We start from the raw sequence: 12,613 nt of genomic DNA, 5'->3' as shown, positions 1-12,613 counted from the left end.
CTTCTTCCTGATCGTCGCCCCGTCCGCGGGGCAGGACCCGATCTACCTCAAGCTCCTTGCCGACATCGTTCGGGCCGTCCGGCTTACCAAAGTACGCCAACGGCTCATAGAGGCGCCCGACTTCGCGGCGGTTCAGGAGGTTCTGATCCATGCCGCCGCTGACTGAGCAGCTCGATGCCCTGGTTCGGCTGCAAGATATCGATCTTCTCCTTCGGGAGGCGCGCGATCCCAAGCTCGCCGGGCAAGAGGCGAGGCTCGGGTTCGCCCTCGAGAACCTGGGCACGGTAGAGAAGACCCGACGGCGGCTCGCCAGCCAGATCGACGACAGGCTCCTCCAAACTTACGAGCGGATGAGCCAAAGGTTCGACCGGGTAGTGGTCTCGGTGGAGCGTAGTGTTTGCCAAGGATGCCGGATGAGTCTTCCGACTTCCTCAGCATCCAAGAACACTCCAGGTGTAACGCTCGAAAATTGCCAAAATTGCGGGCGAATCCTCTACCGCCTCTAGAACTCTCCGGCAGTTCACAGGCTCCCTCGAATCGGCTATAATTGAGCCACCATGGCTGGACATCGTGCTCTGCTTCTCGGTGTATTTTTCGGGCTTTTGATCGCCGTTTTAGGGATGGCCGTGCCTACCGAGGCTGCGACCGGAATGGGGCCGCCGCCAGGGTCGCCTGTCGTGGTCGGCCCGTCCCAGATTCTCTACATGGATGCCGACAGCGTGTACTACCTGCGCTCGCAGGAATGGTTGTCGGAGAACGTCAAACATCAGGAGAAGCTTCTTCTCCGCGGAATCCGGCTGAGATACTGGAGCGAGCACATAGCGCCCGACATGCGCGCCGTGTTCGATGCCCTCGGGTATCCGGCCAGCCGCGTGCTTCTGATGCCGGTGGGGCACACGGAAGAATGGTGGTACTACAAGCTGCTCGATCCTCCGCTCCGCTTCCGCGACGGAATCCTTCTTAACCCGGATCGCTTCGAAGCCTACCTCGCCCAGCGCTAATCTTTGCGTCGCCGTCGGGACGCGCGTCGTCTAAAATCAGAACCGATGCGTCGGCGCGCCGCGTGGCGACTCCTCCAGCTTCTCCTCGTATTTGCCGTTGCGGTCGCGTATGGCGCGCGCAACGGTGGCGGCGCCCGTGCCTCGACGAGCGGGGTCGTGGCGAAGGCCGACTCGACGACCGCGAGGCAGGACTCGACGGTCGCCAGATCAGATTCCGCGGCCGCACGGACCGACTCGACCACTGCAAGGCCAGGGTCGACGGCCGCGCGATCGGACTCGGTGTCGACGATCCCGTCGGACTCGACCTCGATCGTGCCGGCCGATTCGTCCGGCGCAGGCACGACGTTCAAGCCGAAGGGGTCATCGGTTCTTCCCGATACGCTCCAGTTCCTACCGCCGCCCGGATCGAAAGCCGCCGGAGAACCCAAAACCGGCGAGGCTGCGGCGAAGCCAAAGGAGAAGGGCAGCCTGTTCGGACTCACACCGATCGCGATCCTTCTCGGCATCGCGGTCCTGAACTACTTCATCATCAGGGCGGTGACCCACTGATGCCGACAAAGCGCGCGATGGACAGAACGGCCGCGGACCAAGGACTTCACGTCCGCTGGAATCCGCCCGATTTCGCGCTCCGCTCGCCGGCGGAGGAAACCCTGAGGGAATGCGTCCGGGAGCTCGGGCTCAAGGGCATCGTGCGCGACCTCCATGTCTCCGTCGACATGTCGAACCGGGACGATCACGCGTACATCGAGTGGAACACGCACGATCACCGCGCCGCCCGTCTCTGGTTCGCGCTCGGGAATTTCGTCACGCGGGAGCGGCGCCGGTCCTGGACCCGGACCTGGTCCCGACGCCCCGGAGTTCCGCCCATTCCTTCAAAGCAATTCTCGCCGCGGAGCTTCGCGGAGGCGTGCCTGCACGAGCTCTGCCATCTCAAGGACGACCACGAGTCGGGCGTCGATCTCTCGAATCACCCGGAGGCCGACCGCGAGGCGCTGAACGAGCTCTGGAACGTCTGGATCGACGGAAGACTTCATCGCAGGGGGCTCCCGGCGATGTCGCGGGCCGAGCGGCGCCGGGTCTACGAGCGGACCCTCGGGACGGCTCCCGCCTACTCGTCGATGGGCGAGCGGGTCTTCCGCGCGCTCTGGCGTGCGGACCATCTGGGACCGACCGAGCTTCGCTCCTACTGGAAGGAGCTGCAGGGCTCCGGCGCGCGTCCTCCAAGGAGACGGCGGCGGAAGCAATGACCGGGGAAACGACGCTGCGCGAAGGCGTCCGCACCGAAGAGGCGCGGCTGCGCTTCCTCGTGCGCGCCTCCCGCGAGCTTGCGCTGTTGAAGCGGGATGCCCTCGCGCGCCGCGCGCGGGATCTCCTCATCGGCGCCGGCTCGTTCTCGGAGTTTTCCCTCTGGGTTCTCGATTCCCGCGGCAAGTTCCTCTTCCCGTGGACGCTGGCCAATACGCCGGTCGTCGGTCGCCGCCCTCGGCTCCACGTGGGCGAGGGGTTTGCTGGTCGTGCGCTTCAGGAAGAGGCCCCGGTCTACCGCCCCGAGCTGAGCGAGGCGCTCTACGTCCCCGACGAGTGGGGCGGTCGTCCGCTCTCCCTCCTTCAGGGCATCCTGACGCTACCGCTCCGCCGCGGCGGGGAGCCGCTCGGCGTCGCGGTGCTCCAGAAGCTGGACCGCGTGCCGCCGCCCGAGGAAGAAGTCGCGTTCCTCGGCGAGCTGGCGATCCAGCTGGCGATCGCCCTGGGGAATGCGCGCGTCTACGCCGAGGCGACGCGGGAGAGGGTGCAGAACCAGCTCCTCCTCGAGCTGGGCACGAAGATCTCGGCCAGCCTGGAGATGAGCCGCCTCCTCGAGCAGATCCTCGATCTCGTCTTCCAGGTCGTCCGCTACGACGCCGCCGGAATCTACATCGTCGACAAGCAGACGCAGTGGATCACGCGCCAGACCATCCGGGGATACGACTCGGAGCGCGACGATGCGGTCCGGCTCAAGGTCGGGAAGGGGCTGATCGGGTGGAGCGTGAAGACCGGGCAGGGCGTGATCGTCTCGGACGTGACGACCGATCCGCGATACGTGAACGCGCGCGACCAGACGCGGAGCGAGATGGTGGCCCCGATCCGGATCGGAACCGAGGTGATCGGCGCCTTCAACTTGGAATCGGACGAGCCCGAGGCGTACGAGGATGAGGACATGGAGCTGCTGATGGCCTTCGCCGCCCAGGCTGCGGTGGCGATCGAGCGCACCCGGCTCCACGAGGAGGTGCTGGAAAAGCGCCGCCTCGAGGGCGAGGTCGCGATCGGCCAGCGGATTCAGAGGACGTTCCTGCCCGAGCGGAATCCCGAGATTCCGCACTTCGACATCGCGGGCGCGAACTACTCCTCGGAGCTGGTCGGCGGCGACTACTACGACTACATCCGGATCGCCGACCAGCATTTGGGGATCGTGATCGGCGACGTGTCCGGGAAGGGGATCGCCGCCGCGCTGATCATGGCTTCCTTCCGCGCTTCCTTGATCGCGGAGATTCGAAACAACTACGCGATCAAGACGGTCTTCGCGAAGGTGAACAAGCTCCTCTGGGAGAGCGTGGAGCCGGACCGCTTTGTCACGGCAATCTACGGCGTGCTCGACATTGCCAACCGCCGATACACGTACGTGAACGCGGGGCACAACCCGGCATTTCTGTATCGGGCGGGCGCCGATCGCTTCGAGATTCTCGATTCGACGGGGCCATTGCTCGGGACTTTCGAGGCGGCGAGTTACAAGGAGCGCCAGGTCGAGATTCCGGCCGGGGATCTACTCGTTCTCTATACGGATGGCGTGACCGAGGCCATGAACTCCGAAGGGGATTTCTTCGGCGAGGACCGCCTGCGGGAGGTGATCCGGGCCCGAAAGGGGGAGTCGGCCGCGACGGTGGTGCGCGGGATCTGGGAGACCGTGCGCGCCTTCCGGGACCGGGAGCAGGACGACGACCTAACGATCGTCGCGATCAAGGGGCTGCCGGCCTGAGGGCAAAGAAAACCGGGTGGCGTGACCTGAGCCCCGCCACCCGTCTATGAATATGGAAGTTCCCCGTGCAGACCGTGCCTAAATAACTTGTTGAGGCCTTGTGAAACCCACCGGCGAACGCCGGGTCAAGCCATCTAGGGAGACGCGAATTACAGGGAACTTCACTCCCTGTCGTCAGAGCTTTAGACGCTAGAAGGAGCGAAAAGTTCCGGGCGGGGGGTTGCCTTCCGAATTGCAGGAAGTATTATGCCTAAACGACTGGCCTGTTGTCAATTGGAATTGTGGTCGATGGGGTGGTCGGGGACTGGGGTCGGTCGGACTGGTCTGCTATCATCGAGAAATTCAAGGGGTTAAGGCGCCGGAGTGGTGAAATTGGCAGACGCGCGGGACTCAAAATCCCGTGGGAGCAATCCCGTGGGGGTTCGATTCCCCCCTCCGGCACCAAGTTGTCACTACCGCCTACCCCCCTTGGCGCGCAACACCTCCGCCGCCCCCGAATCGCCCGGCGCGATCCTCTGGAGGCGCGCGGCAAAGTGCTCCTCTTGGGGCACGTACCCCATGTCGCGATAGAGTCGCATCAGGAAGCGCATGGACTCGGCGTCTTCCGTCGAGATGCCGAAGGCCTGGTAGGCGCAGGAATCCAGGTCGGGCCGGGCGGTAGGCTCGCCGAATACCTTCGCCATCTGATCGAGCGCCGCATCTCGCGGCATCGAGTCGGCCTCCGCCACAAGCCGCGCCGCCTCCCCCTTCTGTCCCTTCCAGATCGCCGCCATGGCCGCCAATCGCAAGTCGTACGATCGGAGATCGCCCTGATCCTGCCGGGCCAGCCTCTCGAGGATCCGGATCGACCGGGCGACGTCACCGGAAGCGGCCACCCCGCGCGCGTAGGTGCTGATCGGCCGCCCGATGTCGAACGGGCTCACAGAGGAGGCGGTCGAGCGGTAAAGGGTCTGATCGGGCTCGATCTCCACGACGTCGAGTCCCTGCGTGACGCGAAAGAGAAGGTCGTCGCGAAACCCTGCTCCACGTAGCTCCGGCCTCGCCGACTTGAGCGAGGGGTCGTCGTACCAGATGCTCGGCGCCTGGCCGTCGATGATCGTGGAATTGATTCCACGCGTGCCGGTCGCCGCGACCGATACCAAAAGCTGCGCTCCATGGGGAATCGATGGGCGGATCGTGCGGAGGTTTCGCTCCACGCGGTGAATCGCCTGGCTCGCGTCGACGAGGACCGCCTCCGTCCATGAGAGCTCGCCGGGCAGCGAGACGCCGCGGCACGAAGCACCCATCACGAGGAATGCCGCCAGGGTCAGGACGGCAACGCCCACCGACGCACGCCTCAGCCCGATCGCAAGAAGCAGGGAGGCTCCGAGCGCGGGTAGGGCGACGAGATAGGGGACCCATGGCCGGACCAGGAACGTGGGAAGGAGAAGTGGCGGAACCGCGAGCAAGAGCCCGAGCGTGGCGAGCCGGCGCGCGGACGGTAGCGAACCGATATCGCTACTCAAGGCCGCGCGCATCCCGCGGCCCCAAGCTATGCCGGCGACGAGAACGGCGAGCGCCGCGGCAACCCAAGGCGTCAGCTCCGACGGCCACCGCGTGGAGAATCCGGTTACCGGAAGGTTCCAGAGCGTCGCCACGTATCGGAGGGAATATCGCGCCCATCGCTCGGGATGCTCCAGGCCCACGTACCCGGTCGCGCCGCTTTGGAATCCGTGCGCAACCAGCGCTCGCACGCCCGGATGCATGGCGGCCCATGCGACGATCACGCACCCATAGGCGATCAGGGCGCGGGCGAGACGAGGCGCCCGGCTCCCGGTGATCGCGTCCCAGAAGACGAGCGCGGGCACCATCGCGATGGCGGATTCCTTGGAGAGAAGCGCGCACGCGGTCGCCGCGAGCGCGGGTACGAACCGGCCGGCGTCGCGGAGAAGCATGGCCGCGAGGAGGAACACGATCGCGAAGAGATCGTGCGAGCCGCTCACCCAGGCGACGAGGCTCGGAACCGCCCCGGTGGCCGCGAAGGCGAACCCGGCGATGATCCCGGCACGCCTCCCGGCGAGGCGCGTGACGATCCGGACCAGGAGGACGACAGCGAGCGCGAAGAGCGCGAGGTTGATCCCGTGCCCCAGGAGGCCGCTGTGCGGATCGAGGCGCCTGAGGAGCTGCGCGTAGAGACCCTCGGGGATCGGCCGATAGTAGGGGTCAGCCTTATGCGGGATTAGATAGTAGAGGGGGTTGTTCGTGCCGCGCGCGGTCAGGAAGTGATAGTCGTCCCAGAAATAGCCGAGGCCCAGACGAGGGGCGGCGAGGAGAGCCGCCGTCAGCGCCGGAGCGAGCCAGTCGGGAACGCCGTCCGCGGGTCGGGCACTTCGATCGGACTTGGTAATTGCCTTGGTGCCCCCAGTGGGCGCGGCGATGAACTACTTCAACTCAATCGCAAACCTACGGCACCACTATGTCCCGCCGCCGAGAGCCCCGCAACTACTTCAATACGCTGATCGATCCCTCCGTGACGCCGTCCGCCGTCGAAACCCGGTAGAAATAGATTCCAGAGGAAAGGCCGATGCCCTGGTCGTTCAAACCGTCGATCGCGATCTCGTGATCGCCCGGCCCTAGGTATTGCCGCGGCAGTAGTGTTCTCACCAGGCGTCCCTGAAGATCGAATAGCTGAATGCTCGCGCTCCCCGGCCTCGTGGTCATGAACGAGAGCCTGCCTTGTGGATTGAATGGGTTCGGGTAGGCGAGGACAGGGGCACTACCGCCGCCGCCCCTCTTGATCGTGACCGCCTTCACGCCGCGGAGTGGGACCGTACCCGTCGACGTCTGAAATTGCCCGGTGAGGATGAGGTTCACGGTGCTGTTGTTGGGGGTATTCCGGAACAGATCCCTGATGCAAGCGATCGGGAACCGGAGCTCGAGGTCGGACACACCGTTTCGATCCAGGTCCCCGATCCGGGTGTGCTTCGTGTCCGCCGAGCACTCGGCGACGGTGCCAGCGTTCGGGAAATCGGTGGAGAGGCGGGCCGTGCCGACGAGGACGCTCGCGTACGGCTGTTCGAGCTCCTCGATACCGAGCTTCAGGACGTCGGGATCGCCAAGGTTGATCGTCGACTTGCCGTTCTTGAGGAGTAGGGTCACCGGGATCTCCGCCAGGATCGTGACGGTCGTGACGTCTTCGTCGAAGTTACCTTCCGGGTCCGTGACGCGGAGGACCACGTTGTAGTTTCCCGGGGCGGTGTAGATGTGCATCGGTGTGGCCCCCGCGCCCGTGTTGCCGTCGCCGAAATTCCAGAGGTACGTGAGCACCTCACCGTTCGGGTCGGACGAGCCAGTCCCATCGAAACTCAGCGGGCTATTCACGATCCCTGTGTAGGGACCGCCGGCATCGGCCGTCGGCCTGCTCTCCGGTTGACTCACCAGCACCGTGATCGTCTCGGAATCGCTCAAGGGCGGGATCCCGTTATCCGTGACCCGCACCGTAATCGAGTAGAGGCCGATTTGCCCCAGCGACGGGGTCCACATGAAGGCGCCCGTGCCGCAGGTCATCGTGGCCCCGGGCGGCGAACCGGAATCGAGCGAGAAACAGAGCGTGTTGGGCGGGATATCGGCGTCGGTCGCGGTCGCCGTGAGGGCAAGGGTCGACCCCGCAGTCACAGTCTTGTTGCCGATCGGAGTCAGGACCGGCGCCTGGTTTACCTCATTCACGGTGACCGTGAACGTCTCGAAATCGCTTTGGGGCGGGCTGCCGTTGTCCGTCACGCGGACCGTGATCGGGCGGCTCCCGGGACCCTGCGCCTCCGACGGGGTCCAACTGAATGCGCCCGTCGATGCGCCGATGGTCGCGCCGGCGGGTGCGCCGGCATCCAGCGAGAAGGTGAGAACGTCACCAGCGTTTGGATCCGTTGCGGTCGCGGTGAAAGCGAGGAGCACAAGCTCGTTCACCGTTTTGTTCCCGATCGGTGACAGAACCGGCGCCTGGCCCGCACCGAGTGCCGGGACGATCGTGATCGTCTCGAAGTCACTCAGTGGTGGTGTGCCGTTGTCGGTGACGCGAATCGTTACGGGAACGGTCCCGCTGTTCGTCGGTGTCCAACTAAAGGCGCCCGTCGATGCGCCAATCGTGGCCCCCGGCGGCGCGCCGGCGTCCAACGAGAATGTCAGCGTGTTCGCCGGGATGTCGGCATCTGTCGCGGTCGCCGTGAAGGTGACCGGCGTGCCGATCGTGCCGCTCTTGTTCCCAATCGGTGTCAGCACAGGCGGGGAGTTGAACTCATTCACCGTGACCTGAATCGTCTCGAAATCGCTCAGTGGCGGGCTGCCGTTGTCCGTTACGCGGACCGTGATCGGGTAGACCCCCGGGCCCTGTGCCTCGGTCGGGGTCCAGACAAAGGCGCCGCTCGACCCATTGATCGTCGTGCCGGCAGGCGCGCCGGCATCCAGCGAGAATGTGAGGACTTCCCCAGCGTTCGGATCCGTTGCGGTCGCGGTGAAAGCCAGGAGCGTGAGCTCATTCACCGTTTTATTCCCGATCGCTGCCAAAACTGGCGCCTGGCCCGGACCTCCACCCATGACGATCGTGATCGTCTCGAAGTCACTCAGTGGTGGGGTGCCGTTGTCGGTGACGCGAATCGTGACCGGGAAGGTCCCCGTCGTCGAGGGCGTCCAGCTGAAGGCGCCCGTTGCGGCGTTAATTGTGGCGCCCGGCGGAGCGCCCGCATCGAGCGAGAAAGTCAGGGTGTTCGCGGGAATATCGGAATCGGTCGCCGTCGCCGTGAAGGTGGTCGGAGTGCCAATCGCGCCGGTCTTGTTCCCGATCGCCGCCAGCACCGGCGCGGAGTTGAACTCGTTCACCGTGACCTGAATGGTCTCGAAGTCGCTCAGCGGGGGGCTGCCGTTGTCCGTTACGCGGATTGTGATCGGGAAGGTGCCCGGGCCCTGGGCCTCCGTCGGGGTCCAGGTAAAGACGCCGGTCGATCCATTGATCGTCGTGCCGATAGGCGCTCCGGCATCCAGCGAGAAGGTGAGAGTTTCTCCAGGACAGGGACCGGGGTCGGACGCGACAGCGGTGAATGCCAGCGCCGCAAGCTCGTTCACCGTCTTGTTTCCGATCGCTCCCAGAACAGGTGCCTGGTTCGGCGCCCCGGGGCTTACGGTGATCGTGACAACCTCGAAGTCGTCCAGAGTCGGTGTGCCGTTGTCTGCCACCCGAACCGTCACCGGAAAGGTCCCGGTCGTCGAGGGCGTCCAGCTGAAGGCGCCCGTAGACGCATTGATCGCCGCTCCCGACGGGGCGCCGGGATCGAGCGAGAACGTCAGGACGTTTGCCGGAAGGTCGGCATCGGTGGCCGTCACGGTGAAAGTAAAGGGAGCGCCAACGCTGCACGCGGTTTTGTTTCCTATCGGCGCGAGCACCGGGGACACGTTCACCTCGTTCACCATTACGGTGATTGTTTCGAAATCAGTTGCCGGGCACTCTCCGTTATCCGTCACGCGAACGGTGATCGGATGACTTCCTGGGCCTTGGGCCTCGGTCGGCGTCCAAGTGAAGGCACCAGACGCTCCGTTGATGGCGGCACCGGCCGGAGCACCCGAGTCCAATGAAAATGTGAGCACATCCCCAGCATCTGAATCCGTCGCGGTGGCGGTAAAGCTCAAGAGGAAGCCTTCATTGACTGTCTTGTTCCCGATGGTCGCGAGCACGGGTGACGGGTTGCCCGGATCACCAATCGTGATCGTGATCGCCTCGAAGTCGCTCAGCGGGGGGATGCCATTGTCCGTGACGCGGATGGTGACCGGGAAGGTCCCGTTCTGCCCGCAAGCAGGCGTCCAGGAGAAGGTTCCGCCCGGCGTCATCGTGGCGCCGACCGGGGCTCCTGCATCGAGTGAGAAAGTCAGCGTCTGACCCGCATTCGGGTCCGTCGCCGTCGCCGTAAAGGTCAAGAGTACTTGAACGGTTCCGGATTTACCCCCGATGGGGGAGAGGACAGGCGCCTGATTCGCCTCGTTGACGGTGACTGTGATCGCGGCCGACCCGCTGAGCACCGGGGTCCCGTTATCGGTCGCCGTGATCGTCACCGGGTACACCTGGTTTGCCTGTGCCTGTGTGGGCGTCCAGCTGAACGCCCCTGTGGAAGAGTTGATCGTCGCGCCCGTCGCCGCGGGTGTCCCCAGCGTTAACGACCACGCAATCGTGTTGGCCGGAATGTCCGAATCGGTTGCCGTGACCGTGAACGCCAGGGTCGACAACACCGTTACGAACTTGTTCCCGGGATTCGCCACCACTGGGGCCGAGTTCACCTCGTTTACCGTCACCGTGATCGTCTCGAAGTCGCTAAGTGGCGGGCTTCCGTTGTCGGTCACGCGGACCGTGATCGGGAAGGTTCCCGGCCCCTGCGCCTCCGCCGGGGTCCACGTAAACGCGCCGGTCGACCCATTGATCGTGGCGCCAGCGGGCGCGCCAGCATCCAGGGAGAACGTGAGTGTCTCGCCAGGACAGGGACCGGGATCCGACGCCACAACGGTGAATGCCAGCGGCGTGAGCTCGTTCACCGTCTTGTTACCGATCGCGCTCAGAACGGGGGGCTGATTCGGCTCCCCGGGGCTAACAGTGATCGTGATGGCCTCGAAATCGTTCAACGGTGGCGTGCCGTTGTCCGTCACGCGAATAGTCACCGGGAAGCTCCCTGGCGAGGAAGGCGTCCAATTGAAGACGCCTGTCGACCCGTTGATCGTCGCCCCCGACGGAGCACCGGGGTCGAGCGAGAACGTCAAGACGTTTGCCGGAACGTCCGTATCGGTGGCCGTCGCGGTAAACGTAAAGGGTGAACCCACAGCGCACGCCGCCTTGTTTCCGATCGCTGCGAGCACCGGTGCCACGTTCACTTCGTTCACCGCGATCGTGATCCCCTCTACCGCGTTGAGCTGCGGACTTCCGTTGTCCACCACCTGGACCGTGATGGAGTACGAGCCCGGACCCTGGGCCTCTGTCGGAGTCCAGTTGAACGCGCCGGTCGTCCCATTGAGGGTCGCCCCCGTAGCCGCCGGGGCGCCTAGGAAGAGCAAGAAAGTCAGAGTCTGGCCCGCATCGGGATCCGTCGCGGTCGCGGTGAAGGTCAACGGTGCGAGCTCGTTTACCGCCTTGCTTCCGATTGGGTCCAGCACTGGGGGTCGATTGGATCCTCCCGGCCCAATGTAGATATGGGTCCTCGCCGAGGTAGCGAGCGAGTTGTATGCGAAGAAGACCACTCGGTACGGTCCACCCAGCTCGGCCGACGTCGGCGTCCATCGAAACGTGCCGGAGGTTTGCGAGGGATCCACCGTGAACGAGGCGCCCGGGAGAAGAGGGCTCACCCCCAGCTCCGTGATCGGCTCGCCGTCGGGATCGGCGGCGGACACCGTGAATGTAATCTCAGTACCGACATTGCCGCTGGCCGAGGGAGGAGCCGTAAGGACCGGCGAGTTTCCTACCGGCACCCCGGGCGTGTTGCGGAACAAGGAAAGGCGCCCCATCTGGTCAAAAGTTGAGGCCGCAAGATCCAGGAGTCCATCTCGGTCCCAGTCGCCAACCGCGAGGGCGTAGCCAGGACCGGTCGGGTAACCGTGTTTTGGATCGAAGGTTCCGTCTCCACGACCGGCGAGGACGTCGAGAGCACGCCCTTCGCCGGTGGTCACCGCGAGATCCGGGATGGTGTCCGAGTTGAAATCTCCGATTCTCACGCTGATCGGTGCGACGTCCGTTCCATAGTCCGTTCTCGGGAGGAAGGTGCCGTCCCCATTACCGAGGAACACGGATACGGCGAGCGCGGCGCCACCGGAGACGACGAGGTCGAGCCGACCGTCCCCGTTCAGATCGCCGATGTCGCACGACAGTGGCGAACCGTCGGCGGAATAGCTCAGCGGCGGTTGAAAGGAGCCGTCTCCGTGGCCAAGCAGAATGTGAACGAGCCCGGAGCAATTGTTGGTCACCGCCAGGTCGAGCCGGCCGTCGCCGTTCAAGTCGGCAGCCTGGATTTCACCGACGGCGCAGCCGGCAAGAGCCACGTCCGTCCGCGGCCCGAAGGTCCCGTCGCCGTTTCCGAGGCGTACAAAGATGGATGAGGAGACCGCGCAAATCGCGTCGGGCCGTCCGTCGCCATTCACGTCGGCGATCCCAACGAAGTAAGGGGTGGGCGAAGCTTCGAAGTCCGTGCCTCGGACAAACGTGCCGTCGCCAACCCCAATCAGCACGGATACGGTGCCCGCCCCGGCGTTTGCGACAAGTAGATCGGGAATCCCATCCAGGTTCAGATCTCCGGCCGCGACAGAGTGGGGCTCGTTGGCCGTGGCGTAATCCGAGCGAGCCCGGAAGGTCCCGTCTCCGTTTCCGAGAAATACCGAGGCGCGGTTGAATTCCAAACTGGTAGTTATGAGGTCGAGCGCTCCGTCCCGATTCAAATCGGATGTGATCACGGACATGTTGAAGCCGCCTACGTCGAGGTTCCCGATAGGCGTGAGGGAGATGTCCGCCGCGCGGGAAGGTCTTGCCCACCCCGAGCCGAGCGCAAAGAGGGTGCACGAAACGGCGAGCAGGCGGATTGTCGAGGCACGACTCATGGATTAC

Annotated in this window: 6 protein-coding genes and 1 tRNA gene; 5 read left to right on the top strand and 2 right to left on the bottom strand. The window is 64.8% G+C overall.

Features of this window, described 5'->3' with window-relative positions:
- Nucleotides 1-149: 149 nt before the first annotated feature.
- The 5 genes from E6K79_05985 to E6K79_05965 all read left to right on the top strand — a co-directional run bounded on the left by E6K79_05985 (nucleotide 150) and on the right by E6K79_05965 (nucleotide 4,458).
- A complete protein-coding gene (locus E6K79_05985) occupies nucleotides 150-506 on the top strand; it encodes a hypothetical protein (protein ID TMQ65043.1) in 357 nt (118 codons plus the stop codon).
- Between the two features lie 120 nt (nucleotides 507-626).
- On the top strand, nucleotides 627-1,001 hold the full coding sequence (locus E6K79_05980) for a hypothetical protein (protein ID TMQ65042.1): 375 nt from the start codon (nucleotides 627-629) through the stop codon (nucleotides 999-1,001).
- 45 nt (nucleotides 1,002-1,046) lie between these two features.
- Nucleotides 1,047-1,550: a hypothetical protein gene (locus E6K79_05975; protein TMQ65041.1), complete on the top strand. Its 504-nt coding sequence runs from the start codon at nucleotides 1,047-1,049 to the stop codon at nucleotides 1,548-1,550.
- Nucleotides 1,551-1,659: 109 nt separating this feature from the next.
- Nucleotides 1,660-4,014, top strand: coding sequence for a GAF domain-containing protein (locus tag E6K79_05970; GenBank protein TMQ65040.1), 2,355 nt, complete (start codon nucleotides 1,660-1,662; stop codon nucleotides 4,012-4,014).
- 357 nt (nucleotides 4,015-4,371) lie between these two features.
- Nucleotides 4,372-4,458 (top strand) — tRNA-Leu (locus E6K79_05965).
- Nucleotides 4,459-4,466: 8 nt separating this feature from the next.
- On the opposite strand, the gene E6K79_05960 is transcribed toward E6K79_05965, so the two are convergent.
- Nucleotides 4,467-5,996, bottom strand: coding sequence for a hypothetical protein (locus E6K79_05960; protein ID TMQ65039.1), 1,530 nt, complete (start codon nucleotides 5,994-5,996; stop codon nucleotides 4,467-4,469).
- A 499-nt stretch (nucleotides 5,997-6,495) separates the two neighbouring features.
- Nucleotides 6,496-12,606 (bottom strand): PKD domain-containing protein, encoded by a 6,111-nt coding sequence (locus E6K79_05955; protein TMQ65038.1) that lies wholly within the window; start codon nucleotides 12,604-12,606, stop codon nucleotides 6,496-6,498.
- Between the last annotated feature and the right edge of the window lie 7 nt (nucleotides 12,607-12,613).

This window comes from Candidatus Eisenbacteria bacterium (assembly GCA_005893305.1).
Classification (GTDB): Bacteria; Eisenbacteria; RBG-16-71-46; order SZUA-252; family SZUA-252; genus WS-9.
Note: the sequence above shows the minus strand (reverse complement) of the source record. Positions and strands in the feature narration are given on the sequence as shown.